The organism is Nocardiopsis alkaliphila YIM 80379, assembly GCF_000341005.1.
GTDB lineage: Bacteria > Actinomycetota > Actinomycetes > Streptosporangiales > Streptosporangiaceae > Nocardiopsis > Nocardiopsis alkaliphila.
The window spans coordinates 24630-51155 of the sequence record NZ_ANBD01000046.1 but is presented as its reverse complement, the minus strand read 5'-3'; the positions used below and the strand labels follow the sequence as shown (position 1 = coordinate 51155).

The window sequence follows — 26526 nt, the reverse complement described above, 5'->3', positions numbered from 1 at the left end:
CTACTCAACCCGCCGATTTCCCGTTAAAGATGAGCGATAACCCTTACAGCACAGCGGTCCTGGCTTGGTATGAGACCAACGCCCGTGACCTTCCCTGGCGCCGTCCCGACGCCTCGCCCTGGTCCATCCTGGTCAGCGAGATCATGCTGCAACAGACTCCCGTAGTACGGGTGCTGCCGGCGTGGCGGGCCTGGATGGAACGCTGGCCCACCCCGGCCCACCTGGCCGCAGAGCCCTCCGGTGAGGCCGTACGCATGTGGAACCGGCTGGGTTACCCACGCCGGGCCCTGCGCCTGCACGCCTGCGCCGTCGCCATCACCGAGGAGTACGGCGGCGAGGTACCCGACGATCACGCCACCCTGTTGTCACTACCGGGTATCGGCTCCTACACCGCAGCGGCGGTGGCGAGTTTCGCCTATGGGCAACGACACGCCATTTTGGACACCAACGTGCGGCGTGTCCTGGCCCGGGCCGAAACCGGCATCGAGTACCCGCCGAAAACCCAGACCAAGGCGGAGACCGCCCTGGCCAAAGCACTCCTGCCACCTCTGCCATCGGTCGCCGCCCGCTGGGGCGTGGCCGTCATGGAGTTGGGTGCGCTGGTGTGCACCGCCCGCTCGCCCCGTTGCGTCGACTGCCCCATCGCCGGGCAGTGCGCGTGGCGGATCGCCGGGAAGCCCGCCTATGACGGTCCGCCCCGACGAGGCCAAACCTACGCGGGGACCGACCGCCAGGTGCGCGGCAAGCTCCTGGCCGTACTGCGGGAGTCCCCCGATCCCGTGGCCAAGACGGCCTTGGACGCCGTCTGGGACGACCACGTCCAACGTGAACGCGCCCTGGACGCCCTGGTCGACGATGGTCTGGTCGACCCCCTCGATGACGGCCGCTTCGCTCTGCCGACCTAAGGCCTGTCCCGTGCCCCCTGTTCACGACTTCTGTGCTGGGTGGGAAGAGCGAGCCGGCCAAGCGCCACTCAGTTCATTCGGGCGTCGACGCCTTCGGTCTCGGCCTCCGCCTCGGTTCCGTCGTAGGCACCGCTGCACGGGGCGCCCGGTTCGGGTGCGTCCGGGCTCTGCTCGTACTCGCGCAGGAAGGCGTCGACGCGCTCGTCCGAGGCGTCATCGAGCTGGAGCTGGGCGCCCCAGGCCGAGGCCACGATCGGGGACGGCAGTCCTTCCATGGGGCTGACCAGCACGTAGGAACCCGGCTGGTGGTGGGCGGCCAACCGTTCGATCTGGTCCGGATCCAGTTCGGGATCATGGGTGATCCAGACCGCGCCGTGTTCCAGGGAGTGAACGGCGGCCTCGGTCAGGACGGGTTCGTCGTAGACACCGCAGTTCTGCCAGAAGGCGTAGTGCTCCCCGCCGACCGGTGGAAACTGTTCGTAGTCGACGGTCTCACCGGTCGGCACGTGCTCCCTGGGCAGGTCGTCGAAGAGCCGAACGTCCTCGAACCCGTCCTCGCCCGCCACCACGCCCGTCCCGGGACCGGGAGTCTGGGAACCGAGGAGGGCCCAAAGACCGAACCCCGCCGCACCGAACAGGACGAGTCCGAGCAGCCCGCCCCCGATCACCCAGGGCAGCGCACCACCCCGTTTGGGCGGTGGGCCCGGTGGGGGGTAGCCGGACATCGAGTGGCCAGGAGGCGGATATCCAGGCGACGGGTAGCCAGGAGGCGGATATCCGGGCGGTGGTGCCTGGGGTGGGCGCTGCCCAGGAGGCGGCGGCCCCTGCGGCGGATGCCCATAGGCCTGCGGAGGGCCCGGAGGCGACTGCTGGGCATCGTAGGGCCCCTGAGGGCGGAAAGGGCCGGCGGGCGGCTCCTGGGACGGCCTGTCGTCGCTTCGGTGGGGGTCATGGGGATGGGTCACGGGGGCACCCTATATCGAAGGCCCTTCCCCGACACGGCGAACGGGGGCTCCCCCGAAGGAAAGCCCCCGCCCCGTACCGGACTCGGCCGGTGCTCGTTCCTAGTCGCCCTTGGTGGCGGACTCCACCTCGGGGGTGTCCGGCACCGCGGCCGGCTTGGGCACGCCCTTGAAGGTGAACTTGGCGTCCGTACCCTCGCCCTCGGCGTCGATCACGACGATCTGACCGGCCTTGAGGTCACCGAACAGGATCTTCTCGGACAGCTGGTCCTCGATCTCCCGCTGGATCGTGCGACGCAGCGGCCGCGCGCCCAGGACCGGGTCGAAGCCACGCTCGGAGAGGAGCTCCTTGGCCTGGGGCCGCAGCTCGATCCCCATGTCCCGCTCCTTGAGCCGGCTGTCCAGGCTCGTGATCATCAGGTCGACGATCTGGAAGATCTCCTTCTGGGTCAACTGGTGGAAGACGATGACGTCGTCCACACGGTTGAGGAACTCCGGCCGGAAGTTGGTCTTGAGCTCCTCGTTGACCTTGGCCTTCATCCGCTCGTAGTTGGTGTGGGCGTCGTCCTCCTTGGCGAAGCCCATGGCCACGCCCTTGGAGATGTCCCGCGTACCCAGGTTGGTCGTCATGATGATGACCGTGTTCTTGAAGTCGACGTTGCGACCCTGGGCGTCGGTGAGACGACCCTCCTCCAACACCTGTAGGAGCGAGTTGAAGATGTCGCTGTGGGCCTTCTCGATCTCGTCGAACAGGACCACGGAGAACGGCTTGCGACGCACCTTCTCAGTGAGCTGGCCGCCCTCTTCGTAACCGACGTAACCGGGAGGCGAACCGAACAACCGCGAGACGGTGTGCTTCTCCATGAACTCGGACATGTCGAGCTGGATCAGCGCGTCCTCGTCCCCGAAGAGGAACTCCGCGAGGGTCTTGGACAGCTCGGTCTTACCCACACCGGACGGACCGGCGAAGATGAACGAACCACCGGGACGCTTGGGGTCCTTCAGCCCGGCACGGGTTCGCCGGATGGCCTGCGAGAGCGCCTTGATAGCGTCCTCCTGGCCGATGACCCGGCGGTGCAGCTCGTCCTCCATCCGCAGCAGGCGAGAGCTCTCCTCCTCGGTCAACTTGAAGACCGGGATGCCCGTGGAGGCGGCCAAGACCTCGGCGATGAGCTCCTCATCGACCTCGGCCACGACGTCCATGTCGCCGGCCTTCCACTCCTTCTCCCGCTGCGCCTTCTTGTTCAGCAGCTGCTTCTCGTCGTCCCGCAGGGACGCGGCCTTCTCGAAGTCCTGCTCATCGATGGCCGATTCCTTGTCCCGGCGCACCTTGGCGATCTTCTCGTCGAACTCGCGCAGGTCCGGCGGCGCGGTCATCCGACGGATGCGCATCCGCGAACCGGCCTCGTCGATGAGGTCGATCGCCTTGTCCGGCAGGAAGCGGTCGCTGATGTAGCGGTCCGCGAGCTGCGCGGCGGCCACCAGCGCGCTGTCGGTGATGGAGACCCGGTGATGGGCCTCGTAACGGTCACGCAGCCCCTTGAGGATCTCGATGGCGTGCGTGGTCGTGGGCTCGTCCACCTGGATCGGCTGGAAACGGCGTTCCAGCGCGGCGTCCTTCTCCAGGTACTTGCGGTACTCGTCGAGCGTGGTCGCACCGATGGTCTGGAGCTCACCCCGAGCCAGCATGGGCTTCAGGATGGAGGCGGCGTCTATGGCACCTTCCGCCGCCCCGGCGCCGACCAGTGTGTGCAGCTCATCGATGAAGAGGATGATGTCGCCGCGGGTGCGGATCTCCTTGAGCACCTTCTTGAGGCGCTCCTCGAAGTCACCGCGGTAGCGGCTGCCCGCGACCAGGGCGCCGAGGTCGAGGGTGTACAGCTGCTTGTCCTTGAGCGTCTCGGGAATCTCACCCTTGACGATCTTCTGCGCCAACCCCTCGACGACCGCGGTCTTACCGACACCGGGCTCACCGATCAGGACCGGGTTGTTCTTGGTCCTGCGGGACAGGACCTGCATGACCCGCTCGATCTCCTTGTCACGACCGATGACCGGGTCGAGCTTGGACTCACGCGCGGCCTGCGTCAGGTTGCGGCCGAACTGGTCCAGCACCAGCGAGGTGGAGGGTGTGGACTCGGAGGAGGCACCGGTGGCCTGCGGCTCCTTGCCCTGGTAACCGTGCAGCAGCTGGATGACCTGCTGGCGGACCCGATTGAGGTCGGCGCCCAACTTGACCAGCACCTGAGCGGCGACGCCTTCGCCCTCACGGATGAGGCCGAGCAGGATGTGCTCGGTACCGATGTAGTTGTGGCCCAGCTGCAGCGCCTCACGCAGCGACAGCTCGAGGACCTTCTTGGCACGCGGGGTGAAGGGGATGTGCCCCGACGGTGCCTGTTGGCCCTGGCCGATGATCTCTTCAACCTGCTGCCGAACCGCTTCGAGGCTGATACCAAGACTCTCCAGGGCCTTGGCGGCGACACCCTCACCCTCGTGGATGAGGCCGAGCAGGATGTGCTCCGTACCGATGTAGTTGTGGTTGAGCATCCTGGCCTCTTCCTGAGCCAGAACCACCACTCGCCGCGCGCGGTCGGTAAACCTCTCGAACATGTCTCGTCGCTCCTCTACAGAGCGGTCAGGCAGGGACGGATCCTTCCGACCCAACTCTTCCGCATATAGGCCCCACAGGGATAACCGCCCCGGGGAGCACTGTCGCACCCGTCCGTCCTCGCCGGCCGGGGCCGGCGGGGACGAACATCTCCGTACGGCCGACCGCAGCCGTCCGTGCCAGAGACTTTCCCCGACGATAGGGCGTTCACCCAACATCCAACTACCAATTGCCGCGTCAGATTTCCCTGTACGCCGAAGGCGAACGGCCCGGGCACTCCCATCCATCACAGAGTGCCCGGGCCGCACGTGCGTAAGCCCGTTTATCGGCTCTTAGCGAACAGCTGGAGCCGCGTTGTTGTTCGGGGTCGAAAAGGTCGATCACCCGAAGACTCGCGTCGGGTGCCGAAGGAGGTACGGCGGCCCTTCCTGGGGCCGTGGCACAACGACGCGTCTTGGGTTCGCTCGATCGCGGATCGACCCAACGCCCAAGGCGGGGCCAAACAGGAGCGGGAACCGCGTGCCCGCTGAGCGGGGTGTCCTCCAACGAACGGTCTCCGCACCGGTTTGGCTCTTCCTACGGTCATGGCGTCGAACTCGCCCGTCCTGTCGTCCCCCGCATCCGGTGTGTCACCGACTCGTCCGGCTCAGGACGAGCCCTGCCGGATGTTCGGGCGGAACGTGGACGAGGATCAGGGCGAAATTCGAGCAAGACCAGACAACATTACGGCGACTCCCTTAGGCGTCGAACTCAGCCCTTGACGGCCTCATATTCGGCGACGATGGCGGCGGGGATACGACCACGCTCATTGACGGGCTTCCCGGCGGCCTTCGCCCAAGCGCGAATCTCGGCGCTTCGCTCACGGCTGGGAGCATTCCGGCTTCCACGCCGGGCGCCGCCACGAGCCTGCTTCACCGGAGCCTTGCGAGAAGCCTCAACGAACGGAGTAAGGGCCTCACGAAGCTTGGCGGCATTATCCGCGCTGAGGTCGATTTCGTACGTCGATCCGTCAAGACCGAACGTCACCGTCTCCTCGGCCTCGCCACCGTCGATGTCATCGATCAGGAAAACCTGGACCTTCTGTGCCATGGAATCAAACCTTTCGGAAGAGGCGGTGTCTGTAGCACCTGAATATAAAGCTATCTCGCGAGAACGCGAAAGACAATTCCCGGCGCGTCAGAATCGTCGGCTTCGGGCACGACGGGATTTTGAGTCACCCGAGCCGTGAGGGGTGGCGAGTCGACCCGCGCACACACATCCCCAACGGCCGGCGACTCCGCGTCCGGTTCGCACCGGCACGGTATCTAACGACCGTCGGATTCAGTACGTTCCTCGTCCTGGGCAATCGGCGTCCTGCTCGTCGCCTTGGCCTCATCGACCTCGGCCGCGCCCTTGTCAGCAGCGCTGTCATCGCCGCTCTCGTCCTCGCCGACCAGGCTTCCGTCCATACGCCTCGGAGCCATCTCCTTACGGAGAAGCTGGATGACGAAGGCACAGAACACGGTAGCGACGACCGCCGGCGGGATGAGCGCGGACAATACGTCGATCAGGCCAGGAGGAAGCACCGATGACAAAAAATCGCCCATCGAAGCGGCCCACCCTTCCTGGTTGTTACTTATCGCAGCAAATACCCGACTCAGGGTCGAGTCACTCCGGGGGGATGGCACGCCGGCCGGTCAGGCAAACGTATACCAGACATCATAGACATCGTTTGCCCCCGGTTTGACACCGCAGGCCCCCAAGAGTCCTCGGCAAAGTACGTAGACGACCAATGTCCGATCGCCGTTCCACCCTCGCATCGGGTCGCGGCCGCAAGGCGGTGAGGATCGCACTCAGTGGATCCGGAAATCGTGGGCGTTCCGTCATCCGATCGATACTCAAGCGAACCGGTGACCCCACGGACACAGGTACACATTACCCGCCCTCTTCCACCCTCATACCATCCGGTGCGCTTAAGCACTCATCGTCTCCGGCACTGAGGCCCGGAAGCGTTGGGGTGTATGGGAAGTGGGCCCTATCCGCGACCCAAAGCCTTTACCGCGAGGTACCGGTGGACTCGTCGTCGAGATGCACAAGCATCCGAGTGTTCCCGAGTGTGTTGGGTTTGACCCGCTCCAAGTCCAGGAATTCGGCCACACCCTCGTCATAGGAACGCAGGAGTTCCTCATAGACCCGGAAGGAGACCGGCGTTCCCTGGATCGGCACAAAGCCGTGTCGGGCGAAGAAACCGGTCTCGAACGTCAGGCAGAACACACGCCGTACACCCAACTCGCGGGCCGTGTCCAACAAGGCCGTCACGATTCGGTGACCGACGCCGAAACCGCGCAGGGAGGGGTCCACCGCGACCGTGCGAACCTCGGCCAGGTCCTCCCAGAGAACGTGCAGGGCGCCACAGCCGACCACGGAGGGACCGTCCCCACCGGCCGGGTGCTCCCCAGGCGCCTCAGGAGCGTTCCGCGCCTCGGCCACCCAGAACTCCTGGATGTCCTCGTAGAGGTTGACCGTGCTCTTGGAGAGCACTCTGCGATCGACGGAGTAGGTGTCGACGAGGCGGCGGATGTGGGTGACGTCGGGGGTACGTGCCCGACGTACCCGGACATGACGAACGGGCATAGCCGGACCAGACTACGCCTTCCCGGCCTCGACCCGGAACGCTCTGCGTCCGGTGGCCGGGGCACGTGCCGCGCTGGGCCGGTATGCCCGTGATCTCACCCGGTCCCCCGGGTGGGTTCAGCTCAGATGAGCTGGCGCCTGGCGGCCCACACCACCGCTTCGATGGGCGTGTTCACGCCGAGTACGTCGCAGATGTTGCGAATGCGACGACGTAGGGTCCGGGCGCTGAGTTCGAGGTGCCGCGCAGCCACCTCGGTGGTGACGCCGGTGGCGATCTCGGCGAGCAACTCCAGATCCTCATGCCCCAGATCGACCGGGGTGTAGACCCCGCTGGGCGTGTGCTCCCGTCGGGTCTGTAGGGGGACCACGTTCTCCCTGGGCGCTCGTGTGAGCCCCTGGTCCTCAACAGCGCGTCGTACGAGTGTGGCCTGTTCCACTCCGTCCTCCCTCATCCATGTGAGTGCGGAACATCGACTCGATCCACCGAAGGGCACGCTCGACCGGCTGTCGGCGCGGGATGAGCCCCGCGTCATCCCCGACCGGCCTCCACGAACCCCTCTGGCACAGGAGTCGGAGGTGGTGGGGAGCACGAGACACACGGCACCCGGGACGTCGTGATCTGGGACGGACAGATCACACCAGAGCGCGTGTGCTGATGGACGCGAGCCGTTCTCCGACCCGCACCCCTTGCTCACCGTCGTTCTCGATCCACTTCGGCAAACATGCGGACCGAAGTCCGCTCTCAGCACGCTAGGCGGCTCCGATGACACCGTCAAGACCCGATAAATCACAAAGAGTGACAATCCAAGAGCCCAGCGGAACAAAGCAATGGAAGGACAAATAGCCTCCCTGCTTTGACCTGCGTAAACCATCTTCCTCAACACATCACCGAAGCAACTCGAACCGCGATGGAAAAACTCCACTCTGTCCCCAAGGCCACCCCGAGCTACTCGGAAGTTTGTTCCGTATGACCGAATGGCAAGCGAAGGTGCGTGATGGAGTCCACATCATCGCAGGTGACGAGAGACAAAGGAGGGCCGTCGCGTTCGTGCCGCGACGGCCCTCGCCTCATCTTTCGGTCATCCCGTATCTGGATTCCCTGTGCGCCTATTCAGCCCAAAGGCGGAGTCAATCGGTTTCCAGCTACTCCCCGGACGGCTTCACGATCGGGAAAAGGACGGTTTCCCGAATGTTCTTCCCTGTGAACGCCATGAGTAGACGGTCGATACCGACCCCCACCCCACCGGTCGGAGGCATGCCGTACTCCAGGGCCCTCAAGAAGTCCTCGTCCAGTTGCATGGCCTCCAGGTCACCCTCGGCCGCCATCAAGGACTGCTCTGTGAGGCGGCGGCGCTGTTCGACCGGGTCGACCAACTCCGAGTAACCCGTACCGAGCTCCATCCCGAAGCCGATCAGGTCCCACTTCTCGGTGAGCAGGGGGTCCTCACGGTGTTGGCGGGTCAGCGGGCTGGTCTCGACCGGGAAGTCGCACACGAACGTGGGCTGGATGAGGGTGTGCTCCACCAGCTCCTCGAAGACGTGCTCCACGAGCTTGCCCTGGCCCCAGGCGTGGTCGAACTCCACGCCCTTGGCCTCGGCGGCCCGACGGACCTCATCGAGCGGGGTACGCGAGGTGATCTGGCTGCCCAGGGCCTCGGAGACCAGACCGTAGAGGGTGACGCGCGGCCACTCCCCACCCAGGTCGAAGGTCTGACCGTCACGCTCGATCGTGGTGGAGCCGAACACCGCGCGAGCCGCTTCCTGGATCAGGTCGCGCGTGAGGTCGGCCATCACGTCGTAGTCCGCGTACGCCTGGTAGAACTCCAGCATCGTGAACTCGGGGTTGTGCGTGGAGTCCGCGCCCTCGTTCCGGAAGTTCCGGTTGATCTCGAAGACCTTCTCCAGACCGCCCACGACCAGTCGCTTGAGCGACAGTTCCGGGGCGATGCGCAGGTAGAGGTCCATGTCGTAGGCGTTGATGTGGGTGGTGAACGGCCGTGCCGTGGCACCACCGTGCACCCGCATCAGCATCGGGGTCTCGACCTCGATGAAGTCGCGGGAGCTCAGCCCTTCTCGGATCGCCCGGATGGCGGCCGAACGACGGCGCACCATCTGCTGCGATTCGGGGTTGACGATGAGGTCCACGTAGCGCTGACGCACTCGGGCCTCGGGGTCGGTGAGGCCCTTGTGCTTCTCCGGGAGCGGGCGCAGGCACTTGGCCGTCAGCGTCCAGGAGCTCACCAGGATGGACAGTTCACCACGACGGGAGGTGATGACCTGGCCCTCCACACCCACGTGGTCACCGAGGTCGACGTCGGCCTTCCAGGCGTCCAGGCTCTCCTTGCCGACCTGGTCCAGGGACAACATGATCTGCATGTCCCCGGTCTCGTCGCGCAACGTGGCGAAGCACAGCTTGCCACCGGTGCGGTAGAGCATGACGCGACCGGCGACGCCGACCTCGTCTCCGGTGTGGGTGTCGGGCTCCAGTCCCTGGTGTTTGTCGCGCACAGGACCGATCGACGTGGTCCGCGGAAAGTTCACGGGGAAGGGGTCGATGCCCTCTTCACGGAGACGGTCCAGCTTCTGCCGCCGGACCCGCATCTGTTCGGGCAGGTCGTCGTAGGTGTCGTCGTGCGCGTCATTCACGGCCCCGATCCTACCGGCGTCGGACACCCTCACCGACCGGCCTCCGCGCACGGATGCGGACAAGGTGGGAGGTTCAACGCAATCCCAGTACGAACCGGCTCTGACCCTCGTCATCGATGTGGACGAACACGGTCCCGTGGACGGGGACCAAGCGCGCTTCCGTCCCACTCGTCCGACTACTCGCGAAGGGCTCCCCCACCATGGGGATCAACCTCGCGGCGGAGTCGCCCCAGGGGTGGACCACCAACTCCCAGCCGGGCCCGCCGGAGAGTATCCGGACCACGGCCCGATCCAGGACGAGGGCACCCGAGGCCGGTCGATCCTCGTCGATCTCCCCTGCACCGGTGGCGCGCGGTTCCTCGCCGGACCAATCCCGTTCCACGAATCGAACGGAGTCCCCCTCACGAACCTTCACGGTGAACGAGTCCGCGCTCACGCCCGCGAACCCGTCCTCCCCCCAAAAGGGCTCGGAATCATCGTGCAGGACCTCGCCCGTGGCCAAGGCGACCACCACGTCGCCTTCCGGTGTGTAGACGGCGCTCCCGTCCGCCGAGACCCGCACGTCCCTCGGGCCGAGAAGGCCGTGCTCCTCATCCGATTGCACGTGGGCCGTTCGCACCCGCCATATTTCCCGCCCGGTACCCAGGTCCAACGCCACGATCCGGCCGTCGAGGTCCACTCGATCCAGGTCCCTGGGAGGTCCCCCTTCATAGCCGCAGACCAGCGTCACCACAACCGTCTCCCCCACCGGCTCGGCGTGATCGGGCCAACGGTCCCCTCGGCCGGGGTGGCAGCGCTCCTCCACCGAGTACTCCCAAGCGTGTTCCGCGTCCCGACTGTCGTGGCGCACCTCACCGTCTCCAGGGCGAAGGCTGCCGGTGTCCGTACGCACCCGGTGCTTCGGGTCCTCTTCGAAGGCCCGTTTCCACACTCGGAAGTACTCCACCTGGACCGCCTCCCCGGTGGCCGTGTCCAACACGACCCGGCCGTCATGGCGTCGGTCCAGGCCGAAGGCCAAGTGCACACGTTCCCCTGACGGGTCGACCCAGGAGGACGTGTAACCGTGGTCATCCGCGCGCATCGCCGGATTCCGGTAGCTCCACACCTCCTGCCCGGTGAGGGGATCCAGCCCGACGGCCCCGTCGGTGAGCAGTACCAACCCGACGCTCGGGGTGGGCACCACGGACACGATCCGTCCGCCTCTCGCCGGGCTCCAGGACCACACGTGTTCGCTCAGCGTCGTCGCGGGCCGTCCGTCCCACACCGGCGGTGCCTCGTTCGCGACCGTGTGTTCGATGTTCGGCACGAACATCAGTGGCACCACGGCCACCGGCAGTCCCACCACCAGCAGCATCGGAACGGACACCCACCGAAGCCCGCGTCCCGCACGCGCCGGTGAGCCGGTCAGGACGAGGGCGGCTCCGCCGGCCAACAGGAGCCAGGCGCCGGCTCGTTCCAGGTGCGGGCCGAAGTCGCTGGATGCGGGGAGCAGGAAATGTTCGGTCCCGTTCCCCACCCGGAGCAGGGCGAACATGACCGTGAACATCGCCACCACCCGAATCAACACCCGGCCTCGACCCTTCGCGCAGAGCAAGAGCAGGGACGCGAAGGCGCACAGCGGCACGAGCGAGACGAAAACGTGTGTCCCTCGAATCAGGCCTACCACCATCAGAAAAAGACCGGAGGCGCTGAGTAGGAACCCCATCCACGCGAAGGGGGCCGTGGCCGAGGTGTCTTCGAAGGGGCGGGGGGCGGCATGACCGACGACATCGCGGTTGAAGGCATCGGGGTCGAAGGCACCGGGGAATGCCATGGAGGTCCTTCGTCGGGAGGGGCTTGCACCTTCAGCGTCGCACCCCGAGCAGACGGCCCGATTCCGCCCCGGTCGCGCTTCGGTCACACCCTTGCTCGAAAACCTCCTGCGCCCGACCGGCCAATGTGGAGCCCAGGTGTATGGGTCGCACCGATGTTGACATCGATGACGAACTGATCGCCCACGCCATGGAGCACTTCCAAGTACGCACCAAGAGAGAAGCCATCGATATCGCACTACGCCGTGCCGTGGGTTCTCCTCTCACGAAGGACTTCCTTCTCGGGCTGGAGGGCATGGGCTGGGAGGGCGACCTCGACCAGATGCGCCGATCAGGGTTCGAGGAGATCGAAGAATGAGGAAGATCTACCTCATCGACGGTTCCACCTGGGTCGAATATCTGTGTCAGGCCGGGTCGAAGACCCACGAGTTCATCCGTGAGCTCATCCTGGCGGACGCTCCGCCGGCCACGACGGAACCCATCGCGGCGGTGGCCTTGCGGACCGACTCGGTACTGGTGCACTGCGACCGCGATTTCGACCACCTCGCCGAGGTCTACCCACGGCTGCGCGTTCAGCGGCACGATCAAAGCCGAACCGGTGGGCACAGGTGCCCACCGGTGGACTCAGCCGACGTTGCGTTCGAAGACCAGACGCAGACCGGTCAGGGTGAGCCAGGGTTCGTGCACGTCGACCGTCTCGCACTCATCGATCACCGTCGTGGCCAGGCCACCGGTGGCCACCACCGTGACCTCGTCGGGATTGTCGGTGAGTTCGGCGACCATCCGGTCCACGATCCCGTCGACCTGGCCCGCGAACCCGAAGACGATCCCCGAACGCAGCGCCTCGGTGGTGTTCTTGGCGATGGCCGCGCGCGGTTTGACGATCTCCACCATGTGCAACTGGGCGCCGCGTCGGGACAGCGCGTCCACGGAGATGTCGATGCCCGGGGCGATGGCGCCCCCCACGTACTCGCCCTTGGCGCTCACCGCGTCGAAGGTGGTCGCGGTCCCGAAGTCCACCACCACGCTGGGGCCACCGTAGATGTGGCTGGCGGCCAGCGCGTTGATGATCCGGTCGCTGCCCACCTCCTTGGGGTTGTCCATCCGGATCGGCACACCCGTCTTCACCCCCGGTTCGACGATCACCGCGGGCAGGTCCCCGAAGTGGCGACGGAACATGTCCCGCATCTCGTGTTGGACGGAGGGCACCGAGCAGCACATGGCGATGCCGTCGACCTCGCCGAGGTCACCGAGGGAGCTCCCGTCGATGAGGCCGCGCAGCACCACCGCCCACTCGTCGGCGGTACGTCTGGTGTCGGTCCCCACCCTCCATTGTTCGAGGAGATCACCGGAGTCGAAAAGCCCGAGCACCGTTTCGGAGTTACCGACGTCGATCGCGAGCAGCATTCTGAGGGCCTCATCCATGGTCGAAGCGGTGGGTACCCAAGGAATCTTCCACCACGCGGGCGATTCAGGCCAGGTCGAGTGCGATATCCAGGGCCGGGCTGGAGTGGGTCAGGGCACCGACCGCCAGGTAGTCGACCCCCGTCGCGGCCACGTCGGCGGCCACGTCGAGGGTGAGGCCACCACTGGCCTCCAGGCGGGCACGGCCGTCGACCAGGGCGACCGCCTCGGTCAGTCGCGCCACGGAGAAGTTGTCGAGCAGGATCTCCTCGGCCCCCGCTGCCAGGGCATCCTCGATCTGGTCGATCCGATCCACCTCGACCTCCAGCGGAAGATCGGGGAAGCGCTCGCGGATGGCACGGACCGCCTCGCCCACTCCGCCGGCCGCAAGAACGTGGTTGTCCTTGATCAGACCGGCGTCGCTGAGGCAGTAACGGTGGTTGACCCCACCCCCGCAACGCACCGCGTACTTGTCCAAGGCGCGCAGGCCCGGAGTGGTCTTTCGGCTGTCCCGAATACGGGCATCGGTCCCGGCCACCGCGTCCACCCAGGTTCGGGTGGCGGTGGCGATCCCGGACATGTGGGTGAGCAGGTTGAGGGCGGTGCGTTCCGCGGTGAGCAGGTCACGGGTCCGGGCGGTCACCTTCATGAGCACGTCGCCGCGCTTGAGTGCCTCACCGTCCCGAGCCGTCCTGACCACCTCCAGTGCCCCCTCGGTGACCAGCCAGAACACCAGTTCCGCCAGGGGTAGTCCGCTGACGACACCGTCGGCGCGTGCCACCACGTGGGCGGTGCGGACCTGGTCGGCGGGGATGGTCGCCACGGTCGTGACGTCGATGCGGGGGCCGGCGGTGAGGTCCTCGGCCAGGGCACGCAGTACGGTGTCCACGTGGGACTGGTGCGGAGCCCTCCAGGGCAGGGTGAACTCGGCGCGTGCCTCGGGTGCCGGGTCCGGTTCGGCCAGAGGCAGGGTGATGGTGTCGAGTTCGGCTTCGAGGGCGGGCGGAAGCGAGGGCTGACGCCGGTCGTCGGTGGTCACGATGGTGTTCCCTTCCAGTTGGACGATCACGGGCCGCAGACGTAGTTCGGGTCGAGGCCGAGGAGCGTCCGCGCGCTGGTGGGACCCGCGGCTCTCGGTGCGGTGACGGGCGGCGGCGGCCACGAGCCGGGCCACGGTGAGCAGGTTGGTGGTTTCCCAGGCCGCGGTGTCGGGGGGCGTGTCGCCGAGCTCGGTGCTCTGCGCCTCCAGTTCGTCGACTAGGGTGCGCAGCCCTTCCCCGGTGCGCAGGACTCCGGCGTGCCGGGACATCAGGGCGCGGATCCGGGATCCGATGGCGGGGTCGGCGAGTGGGAGCGAGGAGCCGATCGTCACGCCGGTGGTCGGGGCGGGCCCGGGTTCGTCCGCCAGGCGGGCGGCGATCCGATCCGCGTAGACCAGGCCTTCCAGCAGGGAATTGGAGGCCAGGCGGTTGGCCCCGTGTACACCGGTGCGAGCGACCTCGCCCACGGCCCACAGCCCGGGGACGCCGGTACGGCCGTCGATGTCGACCTCTACCCCACCGGAGGCGTAGTGGGCCGCGGGCGCGACGGGGATGGGTCGGTCCAGGGGGTCGATGCCGTGGGCCCGACAGGAGGCCAGGATGGTGGGGAAGCGCCGTTCCCAGAGGTCCTGACCGAAGTGACGGGTCTCCAGGTACACGTGGTCGGTGCCCTGTTCGGCCATGACCCGGGCGATGGTGCGGGCGACCACGTCACGGGGGGCGAGGTCGGCGAGTTCGTGCACCCCCTCCATGATCCGATGGCCCTGGGCGTCGACGAGGTAGGCACCCTCGCCGCGCAGGGCCTCCGAGACGAGGGGCTGGCGGCCACGCGCGTTCGGCCCGAGCCACAGGACGGTGGGGTGGAACTGGATGAATTCCAGGTCGCGCAGGCGGGCTCCGGCCCGGGCCGCCAGGGCCAGACCGTCTCCGGTGGACACCGGTGGGTTGGTGGTGGCCGCGAACACCTGTCCCATGCCACCGGTGGCCAGGACGACGGCGGAAGCCAGGACGGCGCCCACCCCATCGCGTTCACCTTCGCCCATGACGTGCAGGGTGATCCCGCGGACCCGACCGGTGTCCGGGTCGCGGAGCGCGTCCAGGGCCAGTGCGTGCTCGATGACCTCGATGCGCTCCTGGGCTCGGACCGCGTGCACGAGGGCCCGTTGGATCTCGGCTCCGGTGGCGTCCCCACCGGCGTGGGCGACCCTGTCGGTGCGGTGCCCACCCTCGCGGGTGAGGGAGAGTCCGCCGTCGTCGTCCCGGTCGAACTCGGCGCCCAGGTCGATGAGCCAACGCAGCGCGTCGGGACCATCGGTGGCCAGCACGTTGACCGCGTGGGGGTCGCACAGGCCGGCTCCGGCCAGATGGGTGTCGACCATGTGGGCGACGGGCCCGTCCTCGGGGGCCATGGCCGCGGCGATGCCGCCTTGGGCGTAGGCGGTGGAGCCGGTGGACAGGCGGTCCTTGGTGACCAGCACGACCCGTCCCGCGTCGGTGCGCTGGACGTAACGCAGCGCGGCGCTCAGGCCCGCGATACCCGAACCGACGACCACGACGTCGGCGTGGACGGTCCATCCGGGCTCGGGAGCCGTGAGTCGGGTCTGTCGGCCGGCGTTCATCTGGATCTCTTTCGCGCGTTGCCGAAGGTGTGGTCCGGGTGCGGGCACTAGAGGGTCACCGACACGTTGTCGATGAGTCGGGTGGCGCCCACACGGGCGGCGACGGCCAACACGGCCGCACCCCGGTGGTGGGGGGAGGCTTCCTCGAAGGTGGCCGGGTCCACCAGGGCGAGGTAGTCGAGTTCGACCGGCGGGGTGGCCTCGGCCGCCTCGTCGAGGACGCCCCGGGCGGCTTCTCGGACGGCGTCGGCCCCGTCATCGGCGGCGTCGGCCCCGGCCCGCAGGGCCCGGGAGAGCGCCAGGGCGCTGCCACGCTGGGCCTGGTCGAGATAGATGTTGCGGCTGGAGGAGGCCAGACCGTCCGCGTCGCGCAGAGTGGGCGCTCCGACGATCCGCACCGGCAGGTTCAGGTCGAGGACCATGCGTCGGACCAGGGCGATCTGTTGGGCGTCCTTTTCTCCGAAGACGGCGAGGTCGGGGCGGACCAATTGGAAGAGTTTGGTGACCACGGTGAGGACACCGGTGAAGTGCCCGGGGCGGGAGGCTCCCTCCAGGCGTTCGCCCATGGGTCCGGCGTCGACGGTGATCATCTGCTCGGTGGGGTACATCGTCTCCACTTCGGGGGCGAAGACCACGTCGACGCCTTCCTCGGCGCACACCTGGACGTCGGCGGGCAGGTCGCGCGGGTAGCGGTCCAGGTCCTCGTTCGGACCGAATTGGAGAGGATTGACGAAGACGCTGACCACCACGGTCTCGGCCTTCTCACGCGCCAGACGCATGAGGGTTCGGTGGCCGCCGTGCAGGGCGCCCATGGTGGGGACCAGGCCCACGTCGGCTCGACCCTCCAGGGCCCGGCGCAATTCGTCCGGAGTGCGAACGATGAGGGGCTCGTCGCCGGCGGACGGCCGCGTGGTGGAGTCGGTCATCGGGTTTCTCCCATGATGATGCGCGCTGATCGCGTGGGACGCGTGCGCGGGCGAAGTCGCGTTCGGCTTGGAGGTTCAGCGGCGTAGAACGTCGAGCAGACGCGCGGCGTCCTCGGGTTTGAGCAGGCCCGCGTTGATGGCCCGATCCGCGGTGAGCCGGGCCAGTTCCACGTAACTGGCCACGCTTTCGGGGGCGTTCTCCCGCAGTTGTTCGATGTGGCCGGCCACGGTCGTGGCGTCACCGCGCAGAACCGGCCCGCTGAGCCCGTGGATGCCCAGTCGCAGGGCGTTGTCCAGGGCGGCGCTGAGCATGGGGGCCAGCATACGGCCGGGTTCGGGGACTCCGGCGGCCGAGAGCAGGGATGCGCTGTCGGCCACGAGCGTGACCAGGTGGTTGGCGCCTCCGGCGAGAGCGGCGTGGTAGAGGGTGCGCTTGTCCTCGGCGATCCAGACCGGTTCGGCCCCCATCTCGACCACCAGGGCTTCGGCGATGGGACGGAGCTGGTCGGGGGCGGTGACCCCGAAGGCGCAATTGACGAGCCGATCGACGTCCTCGTCACGACCGGTGAAGGTCATGGCCGGGTGCAGGGCCAGCGGCAGGGCTCCGGCGATGGTGGCGGGAGCCAGGATTCCGTAGCCGTGGGCTCCGCTCGCGTGCAGGAGGATCTTGCCGCGCAGGTCCACGCCGGTTCCGGCCAGCCCTTCCACCAGGTCGGGGAGGGCGTCGTCGGGAACGGTGAGCAGGACCAGGTCGCTCGCCTCGACCACACGGGCCGGTTCCAGGACACGTGCGGTGGGCAGGCGCTCCTCGACGCGGGCCACCGACGCTTCGGAGACCGCGCTGGCCGCGACGACCTTGTGTCCGGCCCGGGCCAGAGCGGCGCCTAGGACGGAACCGACACGTCCGGGCCCGATGACGCCGACCCGCAGACGGGCGGGGCGCCCCTGTGTCGTCTCCATGTGCTCCGTGTTCCCTCCTGGTCCGGTGGGTGCGTTCGCCCCACACCGTGGTCTGAGCACACGATAGTCCTCCCCCCATGGTGACCCACCGCTCCGCCCCTGCTGGAGGGGCAGTGGTGAGCGGGAACACCGAGCGGGGGTGGCCTCGCCCATCGACGGCTGCTTCGACCGATACCAGGGGTGTCCGTCCTCGCACGAGGACGTTCGCGCCGGCACCGTCACACATGAGCTGCGCCAAGGCTCCCATACCCACCCTCACCTTCAGCAGGTCCTGGATGCGAAATGGACGAAGAAACACACTTTGGATTCAGTGCCTGAAATAAGCTCCTTCGCTCATTTCGCTGGGTTTCTCGTCGCGGGGGATCGGAATGTGGGTGAGTGTTCGGTCCTGTGCCTACGCCCAGGTCCATGGCACCACAGCCATCATCGATGACGGAGCGGCGCGGAAGCAGGCGAAGAGGGCCGGTGTCGACTTCCAAGGAACACTCGGTCTACTGTGCGATGCCATCCGTGCCGGGTTGCTCACCACGGCCATGGTGAGCGGCTTGGCGGATCGCCTCCTCGAGACCGAACACCACCTTCCCTTCCTTCCCGGCGGCTTCCAGGCCTGGGCTGATGAGAACGGGATCGTTTCAACGGTTGAGGACTGAAGCGCGAGTCCTTCCGGAGCATGGGGTCCACGGGGTTTCGGGCTCATGCTCGCCGGTGATCGTCCGCGGTCCACCCCGCCCGGGCCGGCCCCGCCCGTCACCACCGGTGGTGACGGGCGGCGCGGTCAGACCAGGGCGAGGATACGGGGCCTGCCCAGGGCGCGAGCCCAAGGTCGTAGTGCGGGTCGGTCGATGTGCGGCCACAGTTTCAGGAGGAGTTCGTCCACGTCGCGGGCCTCGATCAGGCCGGAGGGGGTGGCGATCCAGAACGACTGGGTGGCCTCGCCGAAGTAGACGAGCAAGTGCGGGTGACGGGCCTGGATCTGAGCGGCCTGGTGGTGTTCGCGGGAGAACTCGGCCCGGTGTCCGCCCAGGCGGGGCAGGGTGCGGGCACGCTGGGCGCGGCAGGCGTGGTGGGCACAGGACGCACAGGCCGGGCCGGACTGGGGAGCCGGGCGTGGGGGCGCGGGAGTGCGGATGGTGCCGGTCAGGTGTGCGGGGCGGGTGTCCACGGGGCGTCGCGGCGCGGGGATAGGGTGGTTCATCAGATCCTCGTTTTCCTTGCATTTCAGCGTGTTCGGGTGTTCGGGGGTTCAGGGCCCGGAAGAGCGTTGGCGCGCTCTCCTGGGCCCGTCTCATGCCCTCATCGACATGGCGAAGCATGGAGCTCAGTTGAGGGCGGCGGTGTTCCAGTCGCTTTCCGCGAGGTCGTAGGCCAGGTACAGCCACACGGTGCGGTACTCGGCGTTGCCGTTGTCGCCCCAGTCCGTGGCCAAGGCGTCGATCATGGCCAGGCCGCGTCCGGAGAGGCTGTGGCGGATGGCGTTGTTGGCCAGTTCGCTACCGAGCAGGGTGAACAGGTAGCGGTAGTCATCGGTTTCGGTGGCCGCACAGGTGTCCAGGAACGCTCGTGTCAGGGGCATCAGGGCGGGGACGCCGGGGAAGTCGTAGCTGCGCGCCCGGTAGTTGGGCCGCTCGGGCGAACGTGAGAAGTAGTGGCGCTGGAAGGGCCGGATGAAGCTGGCCGACGGCACCAGCGCCTCACCCTGAACCGGGATGGGCACCACGGGTGCGAAGGCGGTTTCGGGCATGACGAACACACTCCTTGACATGGCTGCACACATGAGGCGGGGGATCGTTGCCGGATGCCCGTTGGAGGAGTCTCACGCAGGCCGTGATACGCGGAACGGGCAAGGCATAACCTGAACCGGATGAACCCTGAGTGATCCACCCGTCACTGGCTACATCTTCATAGTGACTCTGGAAATCCTTCTCTGCAAAGCCAAAACTGGGATTTCCGGCAATCTTTGATTAGGCTGGTCCCATGCAACGCCCACACAGCCCGACCATCCGCCTACGACGACTCGGCTTCGAACTACGGCATCTGAGGGAGCAACACGAACTGACCCTCGAAGAGGCCTCCAAGAGATCAGGGGTCCCCCGAACCACTCTCAGCAAGATCGAGAACGCCGAGTCACGACGTACACGCGCACGGGACCTTGATGCACTCGCTGACCTGTACCAGGTCAGCAATGAGACCCGCGAAGCGTTCCATCAGCTGTACCGGGAGTCCAACGAAAAGGGCTGGTGGTACAGGTACAAGGAACTCTTCGGCACAAGCGGGCTCCCCGCCTTCGAGGTCGAAGCCTCCTTGATCCGCACCTACGAAGCCCAAGTCGTCCCCGGTCTACTCCAGACTCCTGAGTACACACGTGCGGTCTTCACCGGGACGAACGCCTACGCCGAGGCCGAGATCCAACGCCATGTAGATGCACGGATGGAACGGCAGTCCATCTTGGCCCGCCTGTACCCACCCGAGTACGCGGCCATCATCGACGAAGCCGCTCTAAGGCGCCCGGCAGGTACCACCGAAGTCATGCGGGAACAACTACAGCACCTCGCGCACATGGCCGCACGGCCACACATCTCCGTGCATGTCCTGCCTTTCTCAGCAGGTATGCACGCAGCGAACCTCGGCGGCTTCCAAATCATGGAGTTCGCTGACCCCTCAGACCCCAGCGTTTGCTTCGCCGAGGTCCCCACAGCAGGTCTCTTCTTGGAAGAGGAAGCCGAGATTCGTCGCTTCGATGCCATCTGGCGAGAGGCCCACAGCGCGGCGCTCACAGTGGCTCAGAGCATAAACTTCATTGAAGAAGCAATCGCATCTCTAGAGGATGAACTGTGACATATCTGGACTTCCGCAAGAGCAGCTACAGCGGCGCTGGCCAGAACTGCGTCGAGGTAGCCCAGGTTCCGGCCACTTTCCGGAAGAGTCCCTACAGCGGTGCCAGTGAGAACTGCGTCGAGGTCGCCGAGCTTCCCTGCGGCGCGGCCATTCGTGACTCGAAGCACCCCGGCGCCGGGCACTTCCCCTTCCCCGCCTTGGAGTGGACCGGCTTCCTCAGAAGCGCTCTGCGGTAGCCCCCGGCCCGAGCCCCGCCTGCGGTGGGCGCTCCCCCACCGCAGGCACCTCCCACACGACTGGTTCTCGAGGACCTCCAACTCGGGCGGTCCTTCCACGATGTCCACCGTCTCCAGGCCCACCGGCACGATTCGCCCCAGAAGATCGACGTGGAACTTCATCTTCTCGCCCCGGTCAAGCTCGACCAAGGGCGTAGGGGTGGGTCCGGTGACCTTCTCCTCCAACGGCCATGGCAGCACCGCTTGGTGACCGATGTGGAGCTTGGAGAGTCTCCGGCCCACCTTCTTCGCCCGCCTCCATCGCGGCCACGCCCCCGCCATCCCATGCCGTGACGCCGGGCCGGTCATCCGCACCGGACACACCACGAAAAGCGCCACCCCGTCGTCACGGGATGGCGCTCGGTGTCAAAAGACACGGGGCCTGTCACCGAGGGTGATCGGCCGGGACGTCTCCGACCGCTCACCCCGTCCGGTCAGACCGGACCTGGGAGGTTTCCCCTAGTTCTTCACGGTGGCACCGGAGTCGATGCAGTTGGCACCGGAGACGCCCAGGATGGAGATGGCGTTGCCGCAGACGTTGATCGGCGCGTCGAGGTCCGCGACGATCTGGTTACCACTCAGGATGCCGCCGTTGCCGGAGGTGAACACGTTGCTGTTGGCCATGGCCGGGGACCCGGCGAAGAGGACGCCGGCGGCGGCAGCGGTGATGGCGGTGGCGGCGAAGGCCTTCTTCAGCATGAATCTCTCCTGTCAGAACCGTCCGACGGGGGTGCCGAACGATCGAAGTCATTGACGATGTGTACGACAGCGAACACTCATCGTGTTCAGTCACTATTTAGCCATACTCAGTGGCCGAATGTGACCGAAACTCTGAAACCCTCCACGGCCCTGGCCAGGAAAAACCACCCACAGTGATGAGACATGTCGGACTTGAGCCACACAACCGGGAACACTTTCGACGCACAGTGTGATGCAAGACACATTTACTCCTCGGGGGTGTCCACCGAAGGGGTCGCCTCCTGCGCCGTGTTCTCCCCCGTGGCCGCCTCACGCCGAGCGGGGTCCGCGTGCAGGGTCGCCCGAGTCGCCCACCGTTCCGTGCCCGCGGAGGGAACCCGTGCCCGCCTGCCGTACTCCACCAAGGCGTCCAGGAACCGTCGTCCCTCCCCGGCCTCTCGGTCGGCGGCGCGCGCCGACACCGGCCCCGGGGGCGTGTCCACGTCGACCGTGGCCCGGCCCCGGAGGCGGGCGATCGGCCCCGCGGACAGGCGCAGCGTCTGCATCCGCTCCACCGGCACGATCTCCGTCACCCGGCAGAACAGGCCCCGCACACTCACGAACAACCGTTCGTCCACCCCCGCGGCACTCGCCGACCATTCCCGGTTGGTCACCAGCGGCACCATGGCGGCCTCACTGCCCGGGAACACCTCGTTCACCAACGTGAAGGCCTTGTTCCTCGGCGCCACGGGCAACAGGTCGGCGGAATCCCCCTGCCGGGCTCCCGCGTACCCCGCCACGGTCGCCTCCACCCGTGCCACGCCCAGGCCCCGCCACAGCAGGGGTTCCACGATCCGAACCGCCTGCACCCGCCCTGGGGGGACGGTCTGCATGCGACGCTGGAACATGCCGTAGCGCAGCCGCAGGCCGTCAGAGGACAACGACGCGTAGAAGTCCGTGTACCGGACCAAGGGGCCCCAGTAGTAACGCAGCAGTCCCAGCGCGAGCGGAACGGCCGCCCCCAGGACCCCCGGCTCCAGGAAGACCACGAACGCGGTGAGGAGCATCAACAGCAGGATGAAGGAGACCAACACCGGCACTCGAAAGGTCAGTGCGCCCAGCAGCAGGGGGAAGGGAAGCCGGTAGAAAGGCCACTCCGAAGCCTCCGGTGAACGGCCCGGCAACCCGGCCGCGTGCGCCAACACCGCGACCCGCATCCGTTCGGCGAGCCTCCTGGGCAGGCATCGCAACCGAATGGCGCTGCCGTCCCCACCCGCCAGTTCGATCCGCAGTTCCGCCATCTTGAACACCTGCATCAGCAACGGTTGGACCACGTCCACCGCTTGGAGGCGACTCAGCGGAATCTCCCGCGAGCTGCGCAAGAACAGCCCCCCGTGCACCACGAGGTGGTCCCGACGCAGCCCGAAGGTGCCGAACCACCAGGAGGGCAGGGCGTAGGCGAACGCGCCGAAGACCACGGCCAGCGCCACGAACAGCACCCACAGGAAACCGAACATCACCAGGATCGGTCCCACCAACGCCACGAACACCAGGGTGACCGCGAGGACTCGCAAGGGAACGATCATCCAATGCGCCCGGAACACCCCGGTGGCGATGTCGTCCTCCGGCGAGGGCTGCGGTGGAGGCGGCCCCCAACCAGGCGGTGGTGGAAGCATCGTCGGCCCCTGGAACGACTGCTGGGGAGCCTGATTCGGTGGATGGGGAGCCGGGTGGCCAGGACCTTGTCCATGGGGCGGCCGATATGGTGCGCCACCACCCGGCGGCACCCACCCGGGCCCGTGCTGAGATGATCCGTGCACTCACAACCCCGTGGAGAAACTCTCGCTGCGCTCCGCGAGCCGGTCGCGCAACTGGACGGCATCGGCCAAGGGGAGTCCGACCACGCGCGTGTCCGCGGTGCTCGCCGCGGTACGCACCCGCACCGTCGCGATCCCCAGCGCCTGTTCGAGCAGGTCCGCGGTGACGTCCACGACCTGCATCCGACCGTAGGGGACCACCACCAACTGCCGGACCAGCACCCCGTAGGACATGTACAGCTCCGCGGACGCCTCCACGTAGCCCCAGGAACGCTGGAACAGGCCCGCCAGGAACCACAGGACGCCCGCTGTGGCCAGGGCCGCGAGTAGCCATGCCCCCGCCCACAGGGGGTGCCCCCACATGAGCAGCAGTACACCACCCGCCGCTCCCACGGCCAGGCACCCGGCTCCGGTCACCAAACGGCGATACCAGGCCAACGCCGTCGGAATCCTCTGCCAGGTCCTGCCTTCGGGTGCGCTGAAGGCCTCGTTCCGCGGACGCACCGCACTGGACGCTCCCGCTTCGGTCTCGGATGGCGGTTCACTGGTCTCCACGGCCTCAGTCAACCATCAGCGAGCGAGCCTTGCCCGCCCTGACCACCCCTCAGGCGGTTCCCGGCGTGTCGTCACCGTTCTCGTCACCGTCATCACCGGGCACCCGGCAGGCGTTCTCCAGGTACAGGGCGGCGGCCAAGAGCAGCCCCGCCGCGACGGCGGTACCGAGCGCGGTCGAAAACACCTCGCGATGGGTGGGAAGGTCCAACCGTTCGGTGATCGCCAACGCCATGCCCAGGAAGAAACCCATCGCCAATGAAGCGAACAGGGCACTGGCCTTGGCCAGGGCCAACAGACGGGCGGCGCTGAGCGGCTCGATGGGTTCGGTTCCCGGCTCTCGGCGGATACGCCGCGCGGTCCGGCCGGCCGTATGGGCCTCGGCCAGGGCCAACAGCAACAGGGTCGGGATCGCCGACCACGGGATGACCGGCAGACCGGACAAGGAGTCGGCGAACAGCAGACCCGCCAGGGCCGCGAGGGCGGCCAGTGCCGACGGGACACGCCACCCGGTCGGGGTGAGCGTGCCCCCGCCGTCACCGGACATCAGCGCCCCGCCTCCTCGGGCAGTCGTAGGGGCAGATCATCCCGACGACTCAGCTTCTGCTCACCCGAGGTGTCGGCCTCCTCGACGTCGGCGAGCAGGGTCGCCACCGGGGCCCGCCCGGGCACGACCGCCGCGGGGTCGGCGTCCAACCAGGGACGCAGTACGAACGCCCGCAGGTGAGCACGGGGATGCGGAAGGGTCAGGTCGGGGTCGTCGGCGATTTCGGCACCGAAGGTGATCACGTCCACGTCCAGGGTGCGCGGCCCCCACCGAACCCGCCGGACCCGGTCGAACTCCCGTTCCGTCTCCTGGGCGCGTTCGAGCAGTTCCCAGGCCGTACCGGCGGTGTCCACGATCAGGACCGCGTTGAGGTAGGCGCCCTGTTCCGGGCCGCCCACCGGGGCGGTCTCGTAGACCGGGGAGAGCGCGATCGGCGTCGGTGCCCCCGGACCGGACGACAGCGCGTCCACGGCGCCTTGGAGGGTGCCTCGACGGTCCCCGAGGTTGGAGCCCAGGGCGAGCACGGCGCGGGTCACCACACACCCCGCTTCCCACGCGTGACGGTGACCGCCACGTCCGCGAACTCGTGCTCGATGGGCGCCGACGGCTTGTGCACGGTCAACTCCACCCCTTCCACCAGTGGTTCGGTCATGCATTCGGTGGCCAGGCGCTCGGCCAGCGTCTCGATCAGGTTGACCGGCTCTCCTTCGACGATCGCGACCAGGCGATCGGCGAGCACTCCGTAGTGCACGGTGTCGCCGACGTCGTCACTGGCCGCGGCCGGCGCGGTGTTCAGGTACAGGACGGCGTCGACCACGAAGTCCTGGCCCTGTCGCCGTTCGAAGTCGAACACGCCATGGTGTCCCCGAGCACGCAGACCACGAAGCGTGATGCGGTCCCGCGTCACTCCTCGACCTCCGAACCGTCGTCCTCCTCCATCAGGACCGGTGAGGCGTGGTGCGACCACAACCGCCACCCCTGCTCGGTGTCGACGAACAGGTTGGTGGTGACCACTTGTCCTCCGGCGACGAATCCCGGACTGCCGTCCTCCGCGGTCAGCACGTTCTCCTCACAGGTCACCATGGCGATGTCACCTCCCACTCCGATGTGCGTCTCGGTGAGCACGTATTGGATGTAGGTGACGTTGGCCATGATCAGCGCCCAGGCGCGCATGATCTCGGTGCGGCCGCGCAGCAGCGGCCAACCGGGGTTGACGCACACCAGGTCAGGGGCCTGGTGTTCCTCCGCCCACACGGTGCGCATCAGGTCGATGTCACCGTTCTCGATGGCGCTGTAGAACTGCGTGTTGGCCTCGGCGACGCTCTCCATGACTTCTTGGCGCGACTTCACAGGCCACCCCGGCCCATGGGCTCGGCGCGTCCCTCGTCCAGGTGTGCGCCACCGTCGGACCAGGCCGCCGCCACCCGCACCGCGTCGGCGTTGGGACGGACGTCGTGGACCCGTACCGCCCAGGCGCCCCGGTCCGCTGCCAGCGTGGTCACCGCGGCGGTGGCCGCGTCACAGCCGACGAAGGGGCGGTCCTGGCCTTCGGCGTCACCGAGCAGGCGGCTCAGGAAACGTTTACGGGAGCCCGCCACCAGCACCGGGCGGCCCAGTTCACGGAACCGGTCGAGGTGTTGCAACAGCGCCCAGTTATGGGCCTTGTCGGGACGTTTGGAGAATCCCAGTCCCGGGTCCAGAACGATCTGGCCGGGGTCCACACCTGCATCGATCATGGCCTCCATACGGTCGCGGAGCTCATCGAGGACCTCCTGGACGACATCCGTGTACACGGCACGGCTCTGCATGTCATGACTATGCCCACGCCAGTGCATCAATACGTAGGCGACACCGGAAGATGCGACCAGTCGCGCCATCTCCGGGTCGGCCAGCCCTCCGCTGACGTCATTGACCAGGACCGCTCCGGCCTCGACCGCACAGGCGGCGACCTCGGCTCTCATGGTGTCGACGCTGACCGCGACGCCTCGTGAGGCGAGCTCGCGCACGACCGGTTCGACCCGACGGAGTTCTTCGGTGGACGTCACCCGTTGGGCGCCGGGACGGGTGGACTCACCGCCCACGTCGATGATGTCCGCGCCTTCCCCGACCAGGCCCAGACCGTGCTCGATCGCGCGCTCGGGGTCGAACCACGCCCCGCCGTCGGAGAAGGAGTCGGGGGTGACGTTGACGACTCCCATGACCAGGCACCGCCCTCGGTCGGGCAGTCCGGGAAGTGTGTGTTTCGGCGCCATGCGAATCACCCTACGCGTACGACGAGGGGCCGAGGGCGCATGGCCCCGGCCCCTTGGATGTGTCGTACGGGCGTCACTC

Annotated in this window: 27 protein-coding genes; 5 read left to right on the top strand and 22 right to left on the bottom strand. The window is 67.3% G+C overall.

Features of this window, described 5'->3' with window-relative positions; all coding sequences use genetic code 11:
- Positions 1-29 precede the first annotated feature (29 nt).
- Positions 30-905 carry an HhH-GPD family protein gene (locus tag D472_RS0107095; protein WP_017603802.1) on the top strand — a complete coding sequence of 292 codons (876 nt, stop codon included), beginning with the start codon at positions 30-32 and terminating at the stop codon, positions 903-905.
- Positions 906-973: 68 nt separating this feature from the next.
- Here D472_RS0107095 and D472_RS0107090 read toward each other — a convergent pair whose 3' ends face one another.
- The 8 genes from D472_RS0107090 to D472_RS27965 all read right to left on the bottom strand — a co-directional run bounded on the left by D472_RS0107090 (position 974) and on the right by D472_RS27965 (position 11544).
- Complete coding sequence (locus D472_RS0107090) at positions 974-1630, bottom strand: DUF3105 domain-containing protein (protein ID WP_193373433.1); 657 nt, start codon at positions 1628-1630, stop codon at positions 974-976.
- Positions 1631-1969: 339 nt separating this feature from the next.
- Positions 1970-4474 (bottom strand): ATP-dependent Clp protease ATP-binding subunit, encoded by a 2505-nt coding sequence (locus tag D472_RS0107085; RefSeq protein WP_017603800.1) that lies wholly within the window; start codon positions 4472-4474, stop codon positions 1970-1972.
- A 748-nt stretch (positions 4475-5222) separates the two neighbouring features.
- The gene (locus D472_RS0107080; RefSeq protein ID WP_017603799.1) at positions 5223-5561 is read right to left on the bottom strand and encodes a histone-like nucleoid-structuring protein Lsr2; all 339 of its coding nucleotides are present in this window, start codon (positions 5559-5561) and stop codon (positions 5223-5225) included.
- A 215-nt stretch (positions 5562-5776) separates the two neighbouring features.
- Positions 5777-6058: a hypothetical protein gene (locus tag D472_RS0107075; RefSeq protein WP_017603798.1), complete on the bottom strand. Its 282-nt coding sequence runs from the start codon at positions 6056-6058 to the stop codon at positions 5777-5779.
- Positions 6059-6506: 448 nt separating this feature from the next.
- Entirely contained in the window at positions 6507-7085 is a 579-nt protein-coding gene (locus D472_RS0107070) for an amino-acid N-acetyltransferase (protein ID WP_017603797.1), read from the bottom strand.
- 122 nt (positions 7086-7207) lie between these two features.
- Positions 7208-7522 carry a helix-turn-helix domain-containing protein gene (locus D472_RS0107065; protein WP_017603796.1) on the bottom strand — a complete coding sequence of 105 codons (315 nt, stop codon included), beginning with the start codon at positions 7520-7522 and terminating at the stop codon, positions 7208-7210.
- A 706-nt stretch (positions 7523-8228) separates the two neighbouring features.
- Entirely contained in the window at positions 8229-9731 is a 1503-nt protein-coding gene (gene lysX, locus D472_RS0107060; RefSeq protein WP_026117467.1) for a bifunctional lysylphosphatidylglycerol synthetase/lysine--tRNA ligase LysX, read from the bottom strand.
- Between the two features lie 73 nt (positions 9732-9804).
- The gene (locus D472_RS27965; protein ID WP_017603794.1) at positions 9805-11544 is read right to left on the bottom strand and encodes a PQQ-binding-like beta-propeller repeat protein; all 1740 of its coding nucleotides are present in this window, start codon (positions 11542-11544) and stop codon (positions 9805-9807) included.
- A gap of 140 nt (positions 11545-11684) precedes the next feature.
- On the opposite strand from D472_RS27965, the gene D472_RS0107050 reads away from it, so the two are divergent.
- Positions 11685-11900, top strand: a complete 216-nt coding sequence (locus tag D472_RS0107050; RefSeq protein ID WP_017603793.1) for a type II toxin-antitoxin system VapB family antitoxin — start codon at positions 11685-11687, stop codon at positions 11898-11900.
- A gap of 266 nt (positions 11901-12166) precedes the next feature.
- On the opposite strand, the gene D472_RS0107045 is transcribed toward D472_RS0107050, so the two are convergent.
- The 4 genes from D472_RS0107045 to D472_RS0107030 all read right to left on the bottom strand — a co-directional run bounded on the left by D472_RS0107045 (position 12167) and on the right by D472_RS0107030 (position 17491).
- Entirely contained in the window at positions 12167-12949 is a 783-nt protein-coding gene (locus D472_RS0107045; protein WP_026117466.1) for a type III pantothenate kinase, read from the bottom strand.
- A 64-nt stretch (positions 12950-13013) separates the two neighbouring features.
- Positions 13014-15605 (bottom strand): L-aspartate oxidase, encoded by a 2592-nt coding sequence (locus D472_RS0107040; RefSeq protein ID WP_017603791.1) that lies wholly within the window; start codon positions 15603-15605, stop codon positions 13014-13016.
- A 47-nt stretch (positions 15606-15652) separates the two neighbouring features.
- Positions 15653-16531, bottom strand: coding sequence for a pantoate--beta-alanine ligase (gene panC / locus D472_RS0107035; RefSeq protein ID WP_017603790.1), 879 nt, complete (start codon positions 16529-16531; stop codon positions 15653-15655).
- 75 nt (positions 16532-16606) lie between these two features.
- A complete protein-coding gene (locus tag D472_RS0107030; protein WP_017603789.1) occupies positions 16607-17491 on the bottom strand; it encodes a Rossmann-like and DUF2520 domain-containing protein in 885 nt (294 codons plus the stop codon).
- A gap of 374 nt (positions 17492-17865) precedes the next feature.
- Between D472_RS0107030 and D472_RS26635 the strand changes: the two genes are divergently transcribed.
- Entirely contained in the window at positions 17866-18141 is a 276-nt protein-coding gene (locus D472_RS26635) for a hypothetical protein (RefSeq protein WP_051045962.1), read from the top strand.
- 125 nt (positions 18142-18266) lie between these two features.
- Here D472_RS26635 and D472_RS27960 read toward each other — a convergent pair whose 3' ends face one another.
- Both D472_RS27960 and D472_RS0107015 read right to left on the bottom strand, forming a co-directional pair.
- Complete coding sequence (locus D472_RS27960) at positions 18267-18686, bottom strand: hypothetical protein (protein ID WP_017603787.1); 420 nt, start codon at positions 18684-18686, stop codon at positions 18267-18269.
- Between the two features lie 123 nt (positions 18687-18809).
- Positions 18810-19232 carry an ATP-binding protein gene (locus D472_RS0107015; RefSeq protein ID WP_033303313.1) on the bottom strand — a complete coding sequence of 141 codons (423 nt, stop codon included), beginning with the start codon at positions 19230-19232 and terminating at the stop codon, positions 18810-18812.
- Positions 19233-19465: 233 nt separating this feature from the next.
- Here D472_RS0107015 and D472_RS0107010 point away from each other — a divergent pair, with 233 nt between their 5' ends.
- Complete coding sequence (locus D472_RS0107010) at positions 19466-20326, top strand: helix-turn-helix domain-containing protein (RefSeq protein WP_017603785.1); 861 nt, start codon at positions 19466-19468, stop codon at positions 20324-20326.
- Positions 20323-20562 (top strand): DUF397 domain-containing protein, encoded by a 240-nt coding sequence (locus D472_RS0107005; protein WP_017603784.1) that lies wholly within the window; start codon positions 20323-20325, stop codon positions 20560-20562. Before D472_RS0107010 ends, D472_RS0107005 begins: the two co-directional genes overlap by 4 nt.
- Positions 20563-21060: 498 nt before the next feature.
- Here D472_RS0107005 and D472_RS0107000 read toward each other — a convergent pair whose 3' ends face one another.
- The 8 genes from D472_RS0107000 to folP all read right to left on the bottom strand — a co-directional run bounded on the left by D472_RS0107000 (position 21061) and on the right by folP (position 26447).
- The gene (locus D472_RS0107000; RefSeq protein ID WP_017603783.1) at positions 21061-21300 is read right to left on the bottom strand and encodes a chaplin family protein; all 240 of its coding nucleotides are present in this window, start codon (positions 21298-21300) and stop codon (positions 21061-21063) included.
- Between the two features lie 245 nt (positions 21301-21545).
- On the bottom strand, positions 21546-22955 hold the full coding sequence (locus tag D472_RS0106995) for a PH domain-containing protein (protein ID WP_026117465.1): 1410 nt from the start codon (positions 22953-22955) through the stop codon (positions 21546-21548).
- 144 nt (positions 22956-23099) lie between these two features.
- Positions 23100-23546 (bottom strand): PH domain-containing protein, encoded by a 447-nt coding sequence (locus D472_RS0106990; protein WP_026117464.1) that lies wholly within the window; start codon positions 23544-23546, stop codon positions 23100-23102.
- A gap of 154 nt (positions 23547-23700) precedes the next feature.
- Entirely contained in the window at positions 23701-24195 is a 495-nt protein-coding gene (locus D472_RS0106985; RefSeq protein WP_017603780.1) for a DUF3180 family protein, read from the bottom strand.
- Positions 24195-24731, bottom strand: a complete 537-nt coding sequence (folK, locus tag D472_RS0106980; protein ID WP_033303336.1) for a 2-amino-4-hydroxy-6-hydroxymethyldihydropteridine diphosphokinase — start codon at positions 24729-24731, stop codon at positions 24195-24197. The genes D472_RS0106985 and folK overlap by 1 nt, the downstream gene beginning before the upstream one ends.
- Positions 24728-25102: a dihydroneopterin aldolase gene (gene folB / locus D472_RS0106975; protein WP_017603778.1), complete on the bottom strand. Its 375-nt coding sequence runs from the start codon at positions 25100-25102 to the stop codon at positions 24728-24730. Before folB ends, folK begins: the two co-directional genes overlap by 4 nt.
- Positions 25099-25545 carry a nuclear transport factor 2 family protein gene (locus D472_RS0106970; protein WP_026117463.1) on the bottom strand — a complete coding sequence of 149 codons (447 nt, stop codon included), beginning with the start codon at positions 25543-25545 and terminating at the stop codon, positions 25099-25101. The genes folB and D472_RS0106970 overlap by 4 nt, the downstream gene beginning before the upstream one ends.
- The gene (folP, locus tag D472_RS0106965; RefSeq protein WP_026117462.1) at positions 25542-26447 is read right to left on the bottom strand and encodes a dihydropteroate synthase; all 906 of its coding nucleotides are present in this window, start codon (positions 26445-26447) and stop codon (positions 25542-25544) included. The genes D472_RS0106970 and folP overlap by 4 nt, the downstream gene beginning before the upstream one ends.
- Positions 26448-26526: the final 79 nt, after the last annotated feature.